Source organism: Pseudomonas sp. OST1909 (genome assembly GCF_015277575.1).
GTDB lineage: Bacteria > Pseudomonadota > Gammaproteobacteria > Pseudomonadales > Pseudomonadaceae > Aquipseudomonas > Aquipseudomonas synxantha_A.
On the sequence record NZ_CP063780.1, the window covers coordinates 2,878,435 to 2,896,647 of the forward strand.

The window sequence follows — 18,213 nt, forward strand, 5'->3', positions numbered from 1 at the left end:
CCCATGACTTACAAGCGCTTGAACAAAGATGACGCCGTTGTCCTGCTGGTCGATCACCAGACCGGTCTGATCTCCCTGGTGCAGGATTTTTCCCCCAACGAGTTCAAGAACAACGTGTTGGCCCTGGCCGACGTAGCCAAGTTCTTCAACCTGCCGACCATCCTGACCACCAGCTTTGAAAGCGGCCCCAACGGCCCACTGGTTCCGGAACTCAAGGCACTGTTCCCGGACGCGCCGTACATCGCTCGCCCTGGCCAGATCAACGCCTGGGACAACGAAGAGTTCGTCAAGGCCGTCAAGGCCACCGGCCGCAAGCAGATCATCATTGCCGGTGTGGTGACGGATGTGTGCGTTGCCTTCCCGACCCTGTGCGCCCTGGCCGAAGGCTTCGAGGTGTTTGTGGTCACTGACGCCTCCGGCACCTTCAACGAGACCGTGCAACAAGCTGCCTGGGCACGTATGACCGCCGCCGGTGCGCAACTGGTGAACTGGTTCTCGGTGGCCTGCGAGCTGCAAGTGGACTGGCGCAACGACATGGAAGGCCTGGCCAACCTGCTGTCGCCGCGCATCCCCAACTACCGCAACCTGATGAACAGCTACTCGGCGTTTACTGCCAAGTAAGCGGATCTGCCAGGTGTAAGTAATCCCCTGTGGGAGGGTAATGCTTTTGCAGGAGCGAGCTTGCTCGCGAAAAACTGATAGGCGCCGCGTTCATTCAGGAAACACGCGTTATCGTTGACGTTTTTCGCGAGCAAGCTCGCTCCTACGGGGGAGCGTTGGGGCAAGCCTCCTCCCACATCAGGTTTGTGGTGTGCCTCTGAACCCGCTATAAAACAGCCCATCGTCCACCGAGTAGCGACAATGAACCCCTTCGAAGACATGCGCCTGTTCTGTCAGGTCATGGAGTCCGGCAGTTTCACCGCCGCCGCCGAGCAACTGGGCCTGTCCAAGCAATTTGTCAGCCGCCGCCTGATCCAGCTGGAAGAACGCCTGGGCGTGCGCCTGCTCAATCGCTCCACGCGGCGCCTGGATGTCACGCCGCTGGGCCAGAGTTACTACGAATCCGCCTTGCGCCTGCTCAGTGATGTCGAGCAGGTGGAGCAGGGCATTGCCGGGCAGAACAGCGAACCGCGCGGCACGATTCGCCTCAGTGCGCCGCTTTCGTTTGCCATGGCGCACTTGGGTTGCCTGCTGCCGCTGTTCCTGCAGCGCTATCCCGACGTGTCGGTGGAGGTAGATCTCAGCGACCGCCCGGTAGACTTGATTGGCGAAGGCTACGACTTGGTGCTGCGGATCGGCACCCTGGAAGACTCCACCTTGATCGCCCGTCGTATCGCCAGCATCCCGAGGGTGTATTGCGCCAGCCCCGATTACCTGGCTTTGCGCGGCACGCCGCAAAAACCTGACGACCTTGCCGACCACGACTGCCTGCCTTACGGTCACGGCCGCCAGGTGCAATGGCGCTTCAAGGGCAAGCTGCAAGCGCTGAATGTGAGCGGGCGCATGCGGGTCAACAACGGCGATTTGCTGCGTGACACCGCCATTGCCGGGCTGGGGGTTACCTACCTGCCGACGTTCATAGTCGGCGAGGCATTGAAGGACGGTCGCCTGGTCAGCGTATTGGACGAGTTCGCGCCCGAAGCCCTGACGTTGTCGGCGGTGTACCCCCAGCACCGGCAGAGTTCACGGCCGGTACAGGCGTTGGTCGAGTTCCTGCGTGAACGCCTGGCTGGCGGCTGCTGATACGTGTGGGAGCAGGCAGGCCAGCTCCTGTAATTTGAATAGCGTCAGGCGTTTGCTACGTTGGTTAATTCAAGGCCTGCCACATACCGCTCCAGATTCGCCAGGAACGTATCCGCAATCTCCTCCTTGCTGTTGGTAGAAATCGCCGACGTATGCGGCGACAACCGCACCCTGGGATGGGTATACAGCGGATGCCCGTCCGGCAATGGCTCTGGCTCGGTCACGTCGAGCGATGCCAGCCCGATCTGCCCGTTATCCAGCGCCTCCAGCAGCGCCTCCTGATCCAGCAAGCCACCGCGTGCGATGTTGATCAGGTGCAGCCCCGGCTTGGCGCTGCCTAGTACGTCACGGTTGATAACGTGCCGCGTTGCCTCGGTCAGTGGTGCCGCCACCACCAGATGGTCGGCGCGGGCGAACAGGTCGTGGATGTCAGTGGTGGCCTCCACGCCGGCGCTGAACGGAGCCTGGCTCTGACGCAGCGCGATCACCTTGAGGCCAAGGCCCAGGGCTTTTTGCGCCAGGCTTTCGCCAATCGCCCCAAAGCCAAAGATACCCAGGGTGGTCCCTTTGAGCGGGCGCAGGGCGGTGAAATTCCACTGCGAGTCTTTCACCCAGATGTCCGGCAGGTGTTTGGCGGCGGCAAAGATTGCTGCCAGGGCGAATTCGGCCAGGTTGTCGGCCGCGCTGCCCCGGGACGTGCTCACAGGCGGGCCGTTGAACAGCCACTGCGGGTAAAAGTCGATGCCCGATGACACCAGGTGCACCCATTGCGCGCCGTACGGCCAGCCCGGTGGGGGCGTGTCGGGGGCGATATAGCCGCGCACATTGATCGGGCGCAACAGCAGGATATTGGCCTGGGGTGGCAGGTCGTTCGGCGCACCCACCGGCACACCGATCACCTGAGCTTGGGGGTGCAGCGGCGCCAGTCGTTCGCGAATGACCTGGTTGAAGTCTTCGTCCAACTGGCTGGCAATTATCACGTGGCTCATGGGCGCTCCTTCTGGTGTTGGGTGAACACGGCTCTGCCGACACCTTGCAGCACGGCGTCGTTTTGTGGGGTATGCACGCGGCTGCACAGCACATCGCGGTAATGCCGTTGCAGTGGGCTATGGCGTGACAAGCCTGGGTTGCCCGAGGCTTCGATGGCCAGCTCGACGGCGCGGATCGCGTTACCGGTCACCAGGTATTTCAATTGTGCGGCGTTGGCGGCCGGCGTGTGGCCTTGGGCGGCAGCCTCAAGCAGGCTGCGATTGGCGAACAGCAAGGTGTCGATATGGCCGACGGTTTCCTGAAAGCGCGGCAAAGTGGACAGCGCAGCCCCCAGGTTGGATGGCTTGCGCTCTTGCAGCCAGTTCACCAACCAGTCCCGCGCCGCCTGGGCCACCGCGTCGTAAACCGACGACAGCAGCACTGACATCCACAGCAAGCCTTCGCCATCCAGTTCCGGCTGCGGCGCGCTAAAGGGGCTGACGCTGACGGCGTGGTCCAGTGGCACCAGTACGTTGTCGAGCACCACCTCGTGGCTGCAAGTGGCGCGCATACCCAGGTGATCCCAGGTGTCGATGATGCTCACGCCGGGGCTGTCCTTGGCCACCAGCCAGGCGCCCACCAGCGGGTCTGCGTCGTCGCTGCGCGCCCATACGCTGAACCAGCTCAAGCCATGGCTGCCGGTGGAGTAGAGTTTGCGCCCGCTGATACGCCAGCCGTCAACGGTGCGCACGGCGGTGGTGGCGGGTAAACCGCCACGGGCCGGTGTGCCCAGGTCCGGCTCGACGCGCAGGGCATTGATCAGCGCACCGTTGCGCACCGCGTCCTCGGCGACGCGTACGCGCAGGTGCCGGGGCCAGGTTTTGCTGTCTTGCAGGCGGGCGTGTTGCAGGTACTGCATCACCAGGATCAGCGCCGTGGAGGGCTCGCCCTTGGCAATGGCGCTGATGGCCTTGCGCGCCTGGGCCAGGCTGGCACCGCCGCCGCCGAGGGCGCTGGGGACGGTGAGGGCGACCAGACCGTGTTGGTGCAACAGGTTGAAGTTGGCGTGGGGGAAGGCGCCGCTTTCGTCATAGATATGAGCGGTCCCGGCCAGTTCGGCGCTGAGGCGGGTGAGCGTGGTGTCGAAATCGACGACGTCTACAGCGCGTAGAGACGAGTGAGTCATCAGCATGTACTCGGTCAAGTGTGGGAGGGGGGCTGGGCCGGGGCTCGCACTGCATCCCTCTTTAGCGCGAGGCTTGGTCGAGGGTGGCACGCTTGGCGTTAAAGCTTGGGTCGAAGCCCTGGGAGACATCGATGCGGTTGGGCAGCAGCCCCTCTTTTACATACGTGTCGGCGGTGGCTTGCAGGCCGCTGATCACCGCATCGTCAATCGCGACCGGCGACAGGTGAGTGTCCTTGGCCACTTCGATATGCACGGCCAGCGGCAAGCCGGTGATCCTGGCCTGGGCGGCGGCATACTCATCGGGGTGGGCGTTGGCCCAGGCGTAGGCGCGGTCAACCCGTGCGACAAAGTCGTCCAGTTGCGCGCGCTTGTCGGCAATGGCCTGGCCGGTCGCAGCGAAGTACAGATGATTGCTCAGCAGGTGTTTACCGCTGACCAGCACGCGAGCGTTGCTCTGTGAGGTGACCACGGTGGTGTACGGGTCCCAGGTGGCCCAGGCGTCTGCAGTGCCGTTGTCCAGCACCAGCCGCGACTCGGCAGGCAGCAGGAATATGAACTGCACATCCTGAGTGCTCAGGCCCGCATCGTTCAGGGCCCTGATCGCCAGGTAATGCCCGATGGAGCCGCGCCCGGTGACGATTTTCTTGCCTTTGAGATCGGCCGCGGTCTTGATCGGCGAGTCCTTGGGCACCAGCAGTGCGGTGGTGTTACGCCCTTGTGCATGGATGATGCTGATCACTTTGAGCGACGCGCCGGCGCCCAGAGCGAACACATAAGGAGCGTCACCAAGCGCGCCGACATCCACGGCGCCGGCATTCAGCGCTTCGCCCAAGGGCGAGGCCGAGGGGAATTCCGACCACTTGATTTCGTAGGGCACGTTGCGGGTTTCGCCAGAGGCTTGCAGCAGCGCCTTGATCGTGGATTTCTGGTTGGCCACGCGCAGCGGTTGCAGGTCGGCAGCCTGTACGCTGGACAGCAGGCCGAGGGCCAGGGCGGCGCCCAGTAGCAGGTGTTTGAAAGGGATGGCGTACAGCATGGGACACACTCCAGGCGTTGGATAAGGGGGATACCTCCACCTGGAGAAGGGGTCGGATAGGCGAAAACGATGCAGCAGCAGCTCAGATCACGTAGAAACCATGGGTGCCGTCGCGGGCCAGTTGCTCGACCAGGCCGAACTCCCAATCCAGGTAAGCCTGCATGGCTTCCCGTGGATTGTCGGTGCCTTCGTAGGGGCGACGGTAGCGATCGATACGCGGTGAGGCGAGGTGGGTTTCGCCTTCCTCCAGGGGCAGTTGCGCGGCGATCCAGGCGGCAGTGCCGTCCTGCAACACGAACACCTGCTGGCCGGTCAGCGCTTGTACCTCGGCCACCGCCAGGCGCGCCAATTGGCTGCTGCCGCAGGTCAATACGTAGCGCTGGGCACGCGGCACCTTGGCCAGGGCCTGAGGCAGTTGCGCACGCAGCACCCACCAGGCACCGGGTATATGGCGTTTGACGTAATTGGCGCTCGCGGTGAAGTCCAGCACCACGGTGTCACCATGGCCCAGCCAGTCGGCGAGGGTGTGCGGGCTGATCAGTTCGGCCTGGGGTGGCGCAGGCACTGGCGCGACCCACCCGCCGCGTTCGCTGAAGTGCTCGGCTTGCAGGTCATCCAGCACATGCACTTGCCAACCCAACTGAGCCAGCCAGGAGGCGGACATATTGGCACGCACGCCGTCGTCATCGACCAGCACCAGGCGCGCACCGCGGACGCTGGCGACATGATCGGTCTCCTGCACCAGTTGCCCGCCGGGTGTGGCGCGTGCCCCGGGCAGGTGCCCGGCTTCGAATTCTTCAAGGGTGCGCACATCGAACAGGTAGGTGGTGCGCGTCGTGTCCTGCTGCCAGTGGTGTAGATCGTCAAGGGTGGCGCGGCCGACGCGGGCCTTGTCGGCGACACGGCGTGCAGCCTCGGCGGCGAGTTGGCGATGTTCCTCTGGCGTTGGCGCGAAGCGGCGGGCTTGGTTGTGGGCAAGTGTTTGCCCGGCCAGGGTCCAGCCGATGGTGCCGTTGCGTAGCGCCGCAACCGGGTTGGGAAGGCCGGCATTGATCAACGACTGGGTACCGATAATGCTGCGGGTGCGCCCGGCGCAGTTGACGATAATGCGCGTGGCCGGGTCTGGCGCCAGTTCGCGGGCGCGCAAGACCAGCTCCGCACCCGGCACGCTGATACCGGTGGGAATACTCATGGTCTGGTATTCGTCGAAACGGCGGGCATCGAGCACCACCACATCGGCCTGGCTGTCGAGCAGGGCCTGGACTTCTTCGGCGGCCAGGGACGGCGTGTGGCGCTGGCTTTCGACCAGCTCGCCAAAGGCTTTGCTCGGCACGTTGACGTCGATAAACAGCTCGCCACCCGCGCGGCGCCACCCGTCCAGTCCCCCCTCAAGCAGGCTGACCTGGGTGTAGCCCAGCTCAAGTAGACGTTCGGCAGCGCGGCTGGCCAGCCCTTCACCGTTGTCATACAGGGTGACCTGGGTATCGCGGCGTGGAATGCGTGCGTACACCTCCAGTTCCAGCTTGGACAGCGGGATATTGGCGGCGAACAACGGGTGGGACTCGGCAAACGGCGCCTCTTCACGCACGTCGATCAACGCCAGCTCCTCACGGTCCAACAGGGCCTGGCGAATCTGGGCAAAGCTGCGGGTCGATACGGTGATCATAGGGCAGGGCTCTTTTCTTTGGACAGGTCCCAGATGTTCGGGAGCGAGGCGTTGGAATAACCGGAGATAAACAATTTTTCGCTGCCGTCGGGCTGGTACACCGCACGGCGTACCGCACCGATATTGGCGCCGTATACATGGATGCTGATGGACACCTGATCGCGGTGGGCATTGCTGACCTGATGGATATCGCCGATCTTGGGCGATACCGCCTCGACCTGGCCCGGCAGCAGCTGGACGGGTGAGCCTTGCGCCACCAGGCTGCCGTCGGGCGCACGTGCAAAGCCCTGGGAAAACTCAGCGCCCCGCAACATGCCGATCAGCCCCCACACCCGATGGTCATGAATCGGCGTGCTTTGCCCTGGCCCCCACACAAAACTGACCAGGCTGAAACGCTGGCGCGAATCGGCATGCAGCAAAAATTGCTGATAGCGCTCGGGATCGGGCTGGGCGAACTCGTCGGGGAGCCAGTCATCATGGCTGACCAGTTGCGCCAGCAGCTTGCCGCCGCGGTGCAGCAGGTCACCTTCACGTGGGTTGGCGTCGATCAATTCCGCCAGGGCGCCTATGAAGGCTCTGAGTCTTTCGGGGTGTCGGGCCTGGGGCATGACCATTCCATCGTGCTGTTGTGATGGGTTTATATAAGCATAATGTTTATAGTTAATATGCTATTTTTTAATGATTAGCTTATAGCCACAGGTAATTTAGAACCGCCGTGAATAGCGTTAGACGTTATCGATCCCAAGGCGGGCTATCCAGAGCGGTGCGCGACAACTATGCTTCACGCACATCTTAATGACTGATCTCTATGTGCGGCCCAAATGAAAATTGACGATATCGATGCCTTTGTCGAAGTGATTCGTTGCCAGTCCATCAGCCATGCCGCCGAGTCGTTGCAACTGACCCAGCCGGCTATTACCCGCCGTGTGCAGAACTTTGAGCAGGCACTGGGGGTGGAGCTGTTCGACCGCAACACCAAACCCCTCAAGCCGACGCTGATCGGCACTCGCGTCTATGAACAATGCCGGCTGATCCTGCGCGAGATGGATGCCCTGCGCGAACTGGTGGCCACCGATGCACCGCCCACCGGCGTGTTACGCCTGGGCGTCCCGCAAACCATTGGCGATGTGGTGTTGCTGGATGCGCTCAAGCACCTGCGCACTGAATACGCCGACCTGCGCGCCCAGGTTGCCACCGGTTGGGGCAGCCAACTGGTCGGCAAGATCGAACGCGGCGAACTGGATGCGGCGGTGGCGTTGTTCCCGGCGGGCAAGATTTTCCCGGACAACGTTGTCGGCGAGTCCATCGGCAAGATGGAGCTGGTGGTGGTCTGTGCCAAGGCGCAGCTGCCGAAGAAGCCGTGCAAACTGGCGGACGTATACCAGAACGGCTGGATCCTCAACCCGGATGGTTGCGGCTTCCGTGCCGGGTTGCAACGCACCTTGTCGGACCAGGGCCTGGCGTTGCGGGTCAACCTGGAAACCTTCGGCACGGAGTTGCAACTGGGCCTGGTGGCGGATGGGCTGGGCCTTGGCCTGGTGCCACGTCCGTTGTTGGAACGCAGCGCTCAGCGCGAGCACCTGGCAGTGATGCCGCTCAAGGATTTCAAACCGGTGATGGATTTGTGGCTGATCTATCCGCACTTTCTCGGCAACCTGCAAGGACCGGTGGATGCGTTCGGGCAATGGGTGGCGGCTTCTTTGCACAAGGTTCGCGCAGTGGCGTGATATGAAAAAAAATAATAATTAGCTTAGATTAAAATGTGCTTTTTATTATTTTTTTGCTTCCCCTAGGCTGGCCTGACGTCCTTAAGGCCATCCAGGAAGTTTTGTCATGAGCAGCGTCACCTCGCTATCGAGTGTTTCCAATACTGTCCGCCAACGTGTTACGCCAGAGGAATGGGAGGTGCGTGTCAAACTGGCCGCCGCCTATCGCCTGGCCGCCCTGTACAAGTGGACCGACCATATCTATACCCATTTCTCGGCCCGTGTGCCGGGGCCCGATGAGCATTTCCTGATTAACGCCTTTGGGCTGTTGTTCGATGAAATCACTGCGTCCAACCTGGTTAAGGTCGATCTGGACGGCACTCTCGTCGATGATCCTACGGGCCTTGGCATCAACTACGCCGGTTATGTGATCCACAGTGCCATTCACGGCGCGCGCCACGATTTGCAAGCGGTGCTGCACACCCATACCCGCGACGGCATTGCCGTGTCGGCGCAGAAGGGCGGCTTGCTGCCGATCTCCCAGCACGCCATTGCGTTCTCAGGGCGCGTGGCCTACCACGGCTATGAAGGCGTGGCCCTGGACCTGGACGAGCGCGAGCGGCTGGTCGCGGATTTGGGCGACAAGAGCGTGATGATCCTGCGCAACCATGGCTTGTTGACGGCGGGTGTCAGCGTCGAGCACGCCTTTCAGCAACTGCAAGGCCTGGAGCGCGCGTGCAATATCCAGATTGCTGCGCAGGCGGCGGGGAATGCCGAGTTGGTTTTCCCGCCCGCAGAGGTGGTAGCCAAGGTCGAGCAGCAGGCCAAGGTGTTCAGCAATGGGGAAGGGCCGGGCGTGGCACGGCATTGGAATGCGCTGGTGCGGCAGTTGGAGCGCACCGATACCGACTACAAAAACTGATCCTGAGTGCACAGCAAATCAAATGTGGGAGGGAGCAAGCCCCCTCCCACATTTTTTACGACTTGCTGTGTGCCTAAGCCACTTGCTGGGCCTGTTCTCTCTCTGCGACCAACTGGCGGGTGAGGGGAATCAACTTCTTGCCATAGTCGATCGCATCATTGAGCGGATCAAACCCGCGAATCAGGAACGTGGTAATCCCCAGGTCGTAATAATCCAGCAGCGCCTCGGCCACTTGCTCCGCCGTGCCCACCAGCGAGGTGGAATTACCCTGCGCCCCAAGTAACCCGGCAATTCCCGTCCACAAGCGCTTATCCAGCCGCGACCCCTGCGCCGCCGCCGCCAGCAAGCGCCGCGAGCCTTCATTCGGCGGTTCACGGCGCACAAAACCATGCTGCTCGGCCAGCGCCGTGGCCTGCTGCAGAATCTGCTCGGCACGTTGCCACGCCAGTTCCTCGGTCTCGGCGAGGATCGGGCGCAATGACAGGCTGAAGCGAATCGTGCGCCCATGCCTGGCCGCTTCTGCCCGCACCTGGGTCACCACTTCGCGTACCTGTTCATAGGTCTCCCCCCACAGCGCATACACATCCGCGTGCTTGCCGGCCACTGCGATCGCAGCAGCTGAGGAACCGCCAAAGTACAGTGGAATATGCGGTTGTTGCGGCGACTTCACCGTGGAGTGCGCGCCTTGCACTTGGTAGTACGTGCCGGTGAAGTCGAAGGGATGCTCGCTGGTCCATTCCTGGCGCACCACGTCCAGGTACTCTTCGGTGCGCGCATAGCGCTCGTTCTTGCCGATATGGCTGCCATCGGCACGCAGTTCCTGGTCATCGCCACCGGTGATGATGTGCACGGCGGTACGCCCTCCGTTGAACACATCCAGCGTGGCGAACTGGCGAGCAGCCAATGTGGGTTGGGCAAAACCCGGGCGGTGGGCGATAAGAAATTGCAGTCGGGTGGTGACGCTGGCCGCATGGGCCGCGATCAACGTGCTGTCCGGGCTGTTGGAATGGAATGCCACCAGGGCGCGGTCGAACCCCGCCGTTTCGTGGGCACGGGCGACGGTTTCAACGTAGTCCGGTTGCAGAGTCGGGCCGCTGCGCGGGTGGATTTCCGAGGCGTGATGGCCGCCGATATAGCCGATGAATTCGATGCTCATGGTCAGGTCCTTGTCGAGGTCGGTAAACAAGCCTCCACCGGGCAGGGGGTCGGTCCGTCGCATGAAAGTAGGGCTCACGGGCCAATCTGTAAAATGCCGATTGGTTCTAACCTAATTATAAAATTAAAGAATAATTATGATTGATTATTATAGAAGATGCTTTTTGGCTTTGATCTCAAATGGAGAGCGTTTATAGATAAGGCCTCTAAAACGTGGCGCATTTCTAATGCCTCGCCTTGGCTCGACAGCGCCTGCAAATGAACTACCTTGAGTGACGAGCCCTCCCAATCGGTACTCAAGTATGCGCAGCTTATGGACGCGGTATCTGGCGTTGCTGGAAAACGACCTGAGCACCCAGATTTTCGACAACGTGAAGAACCTGTTGGTGTGCGCGCTGTTGTTTGCGGCGGGTACCGATACGTTGATGGGGCGACGTGAGTTATTTATCGGGGTGTTCGCCTCCAACGTCGCTGGCTGGGGGCTGATTATCCTGTCGGCGTTGTTGATGTTGTTGAATGTCAGTGACGGTATCCGCCGACTCGCCAGGTTGCCTTATCACCTGGCGCTGCAAGTGTTATTGATCCTGGTGTATGTGGTGATTGCAGAGCGGGTGGTAGAGATTGTGTGGGGCTTCCGCGCTCATTAACGTATCCTCCGCGCCTCGCTTATCACTGATTTAAACAAAGATGACAGGACAAGACATGCAGGCGCTGCTGGAGTCGATTCTCGACGAAGTGCGCCCCCTGATCGGCCTCGGCAAAGTGGCCGACTACATCCCTGCGCTGGCCGACGTGCCCGCCGACCAACTGGGCATTGCGGTCTACGGCAACGATGGCACGGCCTACAGCGCCGGTGATGCCGACACGCTGTTCTCGGTACAAAGCATCTCCAAGGTCTTCAGCCTGGTGCAGGCCATTGATCACGGCGGCGAAAGCATCTGGGAACGCCTGGGCCATGAGCCCTCGGGGCAACCGTTCAACTCCATGGTGCAACTGGAATTCGAACGCGGCCGCCCGCGCAATCCGTTTATCAATGCCGGCGCCCTGGTGATCTGCGACATCAACCAATCGCGCTTTGCGGTGCCGATCTTGTCGATGCGCGACTTTGTACGGCGCCTGTCGGGTAACCCGCAGATCCTGGTCAACAGCGTGGTCGCCGAATCCGAAGCCCAGCACGGTGCGCGCAATGCGGCCATGGCCTACCTGATGAAATCCTTCGGTAACTTCCATAACGACGTGCATGCAGTGCTGCACAGTTACTTCAATTACTGCGCGTTGCAGATGAGCTGCCTGGACCTGGCCCGGGCCTTCAGTTTCTTGGCCAATGAAGGCGTGAGCGCCCACAGTGGCGAGCAGATCTTGACGGCGCGGCAGACCAAGCAGGTCAACTCGATCATGGCCACCAGCGGGCTGTATGACGAGGCGGGCAATTTTGCCTATCGCGTCGGGTTGCCGGGCAAGAGCGGGGTAGGCGGGGGGATCGTCGCGGTGGTGCCTGGGCAGTTCACGGTATGTGTGTGGTCGCCGGAGTTGAACGCGGCGGGGAACTCGCTGGCGGGGATGAAGGCGTTGGAATTGTTGAGTGAGCGGATTGGGTGGTCGGTGTTTTAGGGGCGCGGTGGAACGCTGAATAACAGGCGCCATAAAAACGGAATGTGGGAGGGGGCTTGCATCTTCAGTGTTCTGGGGAGTGATGTACGGCCTGGCTTTATGTGGCGGGGCAGGCTTCACCAAGACTTTGTCTACCCGCAACTGCGCGCCTTGAGTATCCGGCAGATGCCCAGCGTTCATCCAGGCTGCCTGCGTCATCCTTGACGATCTTCGCGAGCAAGCTCGCTCCTCCAGGAGGCTAGCGGCGCCGCTTTTTGAGTTGCGGCACAATCATGCCCACCTCACGCTGGTAGCGTTGATAGGGCTCACCAAACAGCTGCACCAGATCCCTTTCTTCGAAACGGGCACCCACGAACAAATAAACCGACATCCCCAGTGCGAACAACAGATGGCCTGCCGTCATATGCGGGGTTGCCCAGAGCGCGATCAAAAACCCCAGGTACATCGGGTGACGCACGACCCGGTAGAGCAGCGGCGTTTTAAATATCGCCGCCTTTTGTGGGGCGTTTCGCCAATGATCAAAGGCCTGTTTTAACCCGAACAGTTCGAAGTGACTGATCAGGAAGGTTGCCAACAACACCAAGCCCCAGCCCAGCCAGAACAGACCTGACAACAGTGCCTTGGCCCAAGCCGCTTCAACCTCCCAGACGGTGTATGGAATGGGTTGCCACAGCCAGAACGTCACCCCAAGCACCAGGCTACTGAGCAGCACATAGGTGGAGCGTTCAGCCACAGGTGCAATGAGCGCGGTCATTCTATCCTTGAAGCTTCTACGCGCCATGAGGCTGTGCTGGACACCGAACAGGATCAACAGTAGCCCGTTGATCAGCACAGCAGTCGGCCAGTCGACAGCTGGCCCATCGTTAATGTTCTTGGGCACCAGCACGCCACCTGTGAAGCCTATGAGGTATAAAACTGCGGCCAGGAAAATCAGGTAGCAGGCGATGCTGTAGAGCAGACAGAGCAGATGCACTGTCAGGTTGTTGGTTTGTTTTTGCGGGCGCATGGACGACTCCTTTCGCACATGGTGACGGGAGAAGTGAGTCAGGCTAGTGGAGTTTGCCCTGCCCGTAACCTGTGAGAATTGACAGTTGCTTAGACGGATTGGCGATGAGTTTTCACGAGTTTGAGAGGTGTGCGAGCCTAAAAAATGCGCCCCTGAGGGCGCATTCTTTTGTCAGTCAGCTATCGCCTGTCAGGCAATCGCATCCCAGGCACGATCACCTTTCTCGTCCTTGATCCGAGTCGGCAACCCCATCACATCCAGCGCCTTGAGGAACGGCTCAGCCGGCAGTTCCTCAACGTTGGCCATGTGCTTCACGTCCCATTCGCCACGGGCAACCAGCAGCGCAGCGGCTACGGGTGGAACGCCTGCGGTGTAGGAGATGCCTTGGCTGTCGGTCTCGGCATACGCCTCTTCGTGATCAGCCACGTTGTAGATGAACATCTCGCGTGGCTGGCCGCCTTTGGTGCCTTTGACCAGGTCGCCGATGCAGGTCTTGCCGGTGTAGCCCGGGGCAAGCGATGACGGGTCGGGCAGCACGGCCTTGACCACTTTCAACGGCACCACTTCCAGGCCTTCGGCGGTCTTGACCGGTTTTTCCGAGAGCAGGCCGAGGTTTTTCAGCACGGTGAACACGTTGATGTAGTGCTCGCCAAAGCTCATCCAGAACCGCACGTTGGGCACGTCGAGGTTTTTCGACAGCGAGTGCACTTCATCGTGGCCGGTGAGGTAGAGGTTTTGCGAGCCGACTACCGGCAGGTCGTCGGTACGTTTGACTTCGAACATGGTGTTGCTGGTCCACTGGCTGTTCTGCCAGCTCCACACCTGCCCGGTGAATTCGCGGAAGTTGATTTCCGGATCGAAATTGGTGGCGAAGTATTTGCCATGGGAGCCGGCATTGACGTCGAGAATGTCGATCGAATCAATGCGGTCGAAATGCTGTTGCTGCGCCAGCGCGGCGTACGCGTTGACGACACCCGGGTCGAAGCCCACGCCAAGGATGGCGGTGATGTTCTTCTGTTTGCACTCTTGCAGGTGGTTCCATTCGTAGTTGCCGTACCACGGCGGGGTCTCGCAGACCTTGCCCGGCTCTTCGTGGATGGCAGTGTCGAGGTAGGCAACGCCCGTGTCGATGCAGGCACGCAGCACCGACATGTTGAGGAACGCGGAACCTACGTTGATGACGATCTGCGACTCGGTCTCGCGGATCAGGGCCTTGGTCGCTTCCACGTCCAGGGCGTTCAGCGCAAAGGCCTGGATATCGGCGGGTACCTTGAGGCTACCCTTGGCCTTGACGCTGTCGATGATGGCCTGGCATTTGGAGATGTTGCGCGACGCGATAGCAATACGACCGAGTTCGTCGTTGTGCTGCGCGCACTTGTGGGCCACCACCTTGGCGACACCTCCTGCACCAATGATAAGAACGTTCTTTTTCAATTGCTTTATTTCTCCTATATCCGCCAGCTTAGGAAAGGCTGGACAGGTAGTCGTCGTAACCAAATTCACGAACCACCTCGACTGTACCGTCGAGTTGTTTCACTACGATGGACGGCATTTTCAGGCCGTTGAACCAATTTTTCTTGACCATGGTGTAGCCCGCGGTGTCGATGAACGACAGCCGATCGCCGATGGCCAGCGGACGATCAAATTGATACTCGCCGAAGATGTCCCCGGCCAGGCAGGATTTGCCGCACACCATGTAGGTATGTTCGCCCTCGCTCGGCGCCAGCTTGGCGTTGAGGCGATAGATCAGCAGGTCCAGCAGGTGGGCTTCGATGGAGCTGTCTACTACGGCGAGGTTCTTGCCGTTGTAGAGGGTGTCGAGCACGGTGACTTCCAGGGAGGCGCTGTTGGTGATCGCAGCTTCCCCCGGTTCCAGGTACACCTGCACGCCATACTTCTCGGAAAACGCCTTCAAGCGCGCGCAGAACGCGTCCAGTGCATAGCCTTCACCGGTGAAATGGATGCCGCCGCCGAGGCTGACCCACTTGACCTTGTGCAGCAGCTCACCGAAGCGTTCCTCGATGGTGCCGAGCATCTTGTCGAACAGGCTGAAGTCGCCGTTCTCGCAGTTGTTGTGGAACATGAAGCCGGAGATCTGATCGATCACGCCATCGATCTTCACCGGGTCCCACTCGCCCAGGCGGCTGAACGGGCGCGCAGGGTCGGCCAGCAGGTAATCGGAGCTGCTCACCTGCGGGTTTACGCGCAGGCCACGGGTCTTGCCTTCGCTGCGCTCGGCAAAGCGCTGCAGCTGGCTGATGGAGTTGAAGATGATCTTGTCGCAGTTCTCGAGCATCTCTTCGATTTCATCGTCGGCCCAGGCCACGCTGTAGGCGTGCGCTTCACCTTCGAACTTCTGGCGACCGAGCTTCAACTCGTACAGCGACGACGAGGTGGTGCCGTCCATGTATTGCTGCATCAAGTCGAACACCGACCAAGTGGCAAAACACTTGAGCGCCAGCAGAGCCTTGGCGCCGGACTGCTCGCGCACATAGGCAATCTTCTGCATGTTGACCAGAAGCTTCTGTTTATCGATGAGGTAGTACGGCGTTTTGATCATTTTTGAGAGCCTGCGGCGGTGCCTGCCAAAAAAGGACACGCATTGTGCCCGCACTTGGGGCAGATCGAAAGGTTAGCGGGCGGAAATTGCGCGCTTGCGTTTAAGCATACGGAACGAGTGTGACCGTTCGTTAGGATGACGGTAATAACTGCCAGTCCGGTTATGGGCAATGCGCAGCCGTACAAACATGAATGGATCTTGTGATGATCTAGAATTAAATGAGTTTGTCTCACTATTGCCGACTGCCGACAATGAGCGCCATAAACATCGACATTGGAGCTTTACGTCATGGCAGTCGCTCATTCCCTCGGATTTCCGCGCATTGGACGCGATCGTGAACTGAAAAAAGCGCAGGAAGCGTTCTGGAAAGGCGAGCTCGACGAAGCCGGCCTGCGCGCCGTTGGCCGTGACCTGCGCAAGACCCATTGGGCGCTGCAAAAACAGGCCGGTATTGAACTGCTGCCCGCTGGTGATTTCGCCTGGTACGACCAGGTGCTGACTCACTCGCTGATGTTTGGCGTGATCCCCGAGCGTTTCCGCCCGGCCGATGGCCACGCCACGTTGCACACCTTGTTCGCCATGGCTCGTGGCGTCAGTGACACCTGCTGCGGCGGTGCTCACGCTCAGGAGATGACCAAGTGGTTCGATACCAACTATCACTATCTGGTGCCGGAGTTCAGCGCCGATCAGCAGTTCCATCTGGGTTGGGATCAACTGTTCGAAGAGGTCAAGGAAGCCCGTGACCTGGGCCACACCGTCAAGCCTGTCGTCATTGGCCCGCTGACCTACCTGTGGCTGGGCAAGGCCAAGGGCGACGCTTTTGACAAGCTTGATCTGCTTGAGCGCTTGCTGCCGCTGTACGGGCAGATCTTCCAGCGCCTGGCGGACCTGGGCGTGGAGTGGGTGCAGATCGACGAGCCGATCCTGGTGCTCGACTTGCCGCAGGACTGGAAGAATGCGTTCGAGCGTGCCTATAACCTGATCCAGCGGGACCCGCTGAAAAAACTGGTGGCTACCTACTTCGGTGGCCTGGAAGAAAACCTCGGCCTGGCGGCCAACTTGCCGGTGGATGGCCTGCACATCGACCTGGTGCGAGCACCGGAACAGTACCCGACTATCCTGGATCGCTTGCCGGCCTATAAGGTGTTGTCCCTGGGGGTGGTCAATGGCCGCAACGTGTGGCGTTGCGACCTGGAGAAGGCCCTGGCCACGTTGCAGCATGCCCAAGAGAAGCTCGGCGATCGCCTGTGGGTCGCGCCGTCCTGCTCGTTACTGCATAGCCCGGTTGACCTGGGCCGTGAAGACAAGCTGGATACCGAGTTGAAAAGCTGGCTGGCCTTTGCCGTGCAAAAGTGCGAAGAAGTGGCGCTGCTGGCCCAAGCTGTCGACCAGCCCGAGGCACCCGCTGTACTTGCCGCCCTGGCTGAAAACCGTGCCGTACAGGATGCTCGCCAGGCATCGACACGGATCCACAAGCCTGCCGTACAAGCCCGCGTTGCCGCTATCACCGAGCAGGACAGCCAGCGCCAGTCGCCGTTTGCCCAGCGTATCGAGAAGCAGCGCGCCGGCCTGAACCTGCCACTGTTGCCGACCACCACCATCGGTTCGTTCCCGCAGACCGCGGCGATCCGCCTGGCGCGCCAGTCGTACAAGGCCGGCAAGTTGAGCGAAGCCGAATACGTCGAAGCCATGCACAGCGAGATCAAGCACGCTGTCCAGGTGCAGGAAAACCTCGGCCTGGATGTGCTGGTGCACGGTGAGGCCGAGCGTAACGACATGGTCGAGTACTTCGCCGAACAACTGGATGGCTACGCGTTCACTCGTTTCGGCTGGGTGCAGAGCTACGGTTCTCGTTGCGTGAAGCCGGCAGTGATCTTCGGTGACCTGAGCCGCCCGAAAGCCATGACCGTGGAGTGGATCCGCTACGCCCAGGGGCTGACCGACAAGGTATTGAAGGGCATGTTGACCGGCCCGGTAACGATGCTGATGTGGTCGTTCCCGCGGGAAGATGTGAGCCGCGAAGTGCAGGCCCGGCAACTGGCCCTGGCGATTCGTGACGAAGTGGTGGACCTGGAAGCCGCCGGCATCAAGATCGTGCAGATTGACGAAGCCGCGTTCCGCGAAGGTTTGCCGTTACGCCAGGCACAGTGGCAACACTACCTCGACTGGGCCACCGAAGCATTCCGCCTGTGCGCCGGCGGTGTGCGAGACGAGACCCAGATCCACACTCACATGTGCTACAGCGAGTTCAACGATGTGATCGAGTCCATCGCGGCGATGGATGCCGACGTGATTACCATCGAAACTTCGCGCTCGGACATGGAGTTGCTTGATGCCTTTGAGGCCTTTGACTACCCGAACGACATCGGCCCCGGCGTGTATGACATCCACTCGCCACGGGTGCCCGATGTATCGCAGATGGCTAACTTGCTGCGCAAGGCTGCCAAGCGGATTCCGGCGGAGCGTTTGTGGGTCAATCCCGATTGCGGCTTGAAGACCCGCGGTTGGCCGGAGACGGAGGCGGCGCTCATTCACATGGTCACCGCCGCCCGCCAACTACGCGCTGAATTGGCCTGATATTGTCTGCAAGTGTGGGAGGGGGCTTGCCCCCGATGGCGGCTAAACCGGCATCCCTGCCGGTTTACCCCCCAAA

General features: G+C 60.7%; 16 protein-coding genes. 7 read left to right on the forward strand and 9 right to left on the reverse strand.

The annotated features are described in order from the left end of the window. The first annotated feature begins 3 nt into the window (after positions 1–3). Together ycaC and IH404_RS12520 are read left to right on the forward strand one after the other, a co-directional pair. Complete coding sequence (gene ycaC / locus IH404_RS12515) at positions 4–621, forward strand: isochorismate family cysteine hydrolase YcaC (RefSeq protein WP_005787666.1); 618 nt, start codon at positions 4–6, stop codon at positions 619–621. Between the two features lie 240 nt (positions 622–861). Then, positions 862–1,743, forward strand: coding sequence for a LysR family transcriptional regulator (locus tag IH404_RS12520; RefSeq protein WP_005787668.1), 882 nt, complete (start codon positions 862–864; stop codon positions 1,741–1,743). A 44-nt stretch (positions 1,744–1,787) separates the two neighbouring features. Here IH404_RS12520 and IH404_RS12525 read toward each other — a convergent pair whose 3' ends face one another. The 5 genes from IH404_RS12525 to IH404_RS12545 form a co-directional block, all read right to left on the reverse strand. Next, positions 1,788–2,732, reverse strand: coding sequence for a D-isomer specific 2-hydroxyacid dehydrogenase family protein (locus IH404_RS12525; protein ID WP_194440543.1), 945 nt, complete (start codon positions 2,730–2,732; stop codon positions 1,788–1,790). Beyond that, the gene (locus tag IH404_RS12530) at positions 2,729–3,898 is read right to left on the reverse strand and encodes an acyl-CoA dehydrogenase family protein (RefSeq protein WP_194440544.1); all 1,170 of its coding nucleotides are present in this window, start codon (positions 3,896–3,898) and stop codon (positions 2,729–2,731) included. The genes IH404_RS12525 and IH404_RS12530 overlap by 4 nt, the downstream gene beginning before the upstream one ends. Before the next feature lie 61 nt (positions 3,899–3,959). Then, entirely contained in the window at positions 3,960–4,934 is a 975-nt protein-coding gene (locus IH404_RS12535) for an ABC transporter substrate-binding protein (RefSeq protein ID WP_005787673.1), read from the reverse strand. 82 nt (positions 4,935–5,016) lie between these two features. Next, the gene (locus tag IH404_RS12540) at positions 5,017–6,600 is read right to left on the reverse strand and encodes a rhodanese-related sulfurtransferase (RefSeq protein WP_194440545.1); all 1,584 of its coding nucleotides are present in this window, start codon (positions 6,598–6,600) and stop codon (positions 5,017–5,019) included. Further along, complete coding sequence (locus tag IH404_RS12545) at positions 6,597–7,208, reverse strand: cysteine dioxygenase (RefSeq protein WP_005787676.1); 612 nt, start codon at positions 7,206–7,208, stop codon at positions 6,597–6,599. The genes IH404_RS12540 and IH404_RS12545 overlap by 4 nt, the downstream gene beginning before the upstream one ends. A 213-nt stretch (positions 7,209–7,421) precedes the next feature. Here IH404_RS12545 and IH404_RS12550 point away from each other — a divergent pair, with 213 nt between their 5' ends. Then, a complete protein-coding gene (locus IH404_RS12550) occupies positions 7,422–8,327 on the forward strand; it encodes a LysR family transcriptional regulator (RefSeq protein WP_005787677.1) in 906 nt (301 codons plus the stop codon). A gap of 106 nt (positions 8,328–8,433) precedes the next feature. Beyond that, a complete protein-coding gene (locus IH404_RS12555; protein ID WP_005787679.1) occupies positions 8,434–9,228 on the forward strand; it encodes a class II aldolase/adducin family protein in 795 nt (264 codons plus the stop codon). A 73-nt stretch (positions 9,229–9,301) separates the two neighbouring features. Here the strand turns inward: IH404_RS12555 and IH404_RS12560 are convergent, their stop codons facing one another. Beyond that, positions 9,302–10,384, reverse strand: a complete 1,083-nt coding sequence (locus IH404_RS12560; RefSeq protein WP_194440668.1) for an LLM class flavin-dependent oxidoreductase — start codon at positions 10,382–10,384, stop codon at positions 9,302–9,304. Between the two features lie 301 nt (positions 10,385–10,685). On the opposite strand from IH404_RS12560, the gene IH404_RS12565 reads away from it, so the two are divergent. Further along, positions 10,686–11,030 (forward strand): hypothetical protein, encoded by a 345-nt coding sequence (locus IH404_RS12565; protein ID WP_005787683.1) that lies wholly within the window; start codon positions 10,686–10,688, stop codon positions 11,028–11,030. 55 nt (positions 11,031–11,085) lie between these two features. After that, the gene (gene glsB, locus IH404_RS12570) at positions 11,086–11,994 is read left to right on the forward strand and encodes a glutaminase B (protein ID WP_005787684.1); all 909 of its coding nucleotides are present in this window, start codon (positions 11,086–11,088) and stop codon (positions 11,992–11,994) included. Positions 11,995–12,232: 238 nt separating this feature from the next. On the opposite strand, the gene mddA is transcribed toward glsB, so the two are convergent. From mddA to IH404_RS12585, 3 genes are all read right to left on the reverse strand, one after another. Continuing rightward, positions 12,233–13,000 carry a methanethiol S-methyltransferase gene (gene mddA / locus IH404_RS12575; protein ID WP_005787686.1) on the reverse strand — a complete coding sequence of 256 codons (768 nt, stop codon included), beginning with the start codon at positions 12,998–13,000 and terminating at the stop codon, positions 12,233–12,235. A 189-nt stretch (positions 13,001–13,189) separates the two neighbouring features. Continuing rightward, a complete protein-coding gene (locus tag IH404_RS12580) occupies positions 13,190–14,434 on the reverse strand; it encodes a saccharopine dehydrogenase family protein (RefSeq protein WP_005787687.1) in 1,245 nt (414 codons plus the stop codon). A 28-nt stretch (positions 14,435–14,462) separates the two neighbouring features. Further along, positions 14,463–15,560 (reverse strand): carboxynorspermidine decarboxylase, encoded by a 1,098-nt coding sequence (locus tag IH404_RS12585; protein ID WP_005787689.1) that lies wholly within the window; start codon positions 15,558–15,560, stop codon positions 14,463–14,465. A 288-nt stretch (positions 15,561–15,848) separates the two neighbouring features. On the opposite strand from IH404_RS12585, the gene metE reads away from it, so the two are divergent. Further along, the gene (metE, locus tag IH404_RS12590; protein ID WP_005787691.1) at positions 15,849–18,137 is read left to right on the forward strand and encodes a 5-methyltetrahydropteroyltriglutamate--homocysteine S-methyltransferase; all 2,289 of its coding nucleotides are present in this window, start codon (positions 15,849–15,851) and stop codon (positions 18,135–18,137) included. The last annotated feature ends 76 nt before the right edge of the window (positions 18,138–18,213 follow it).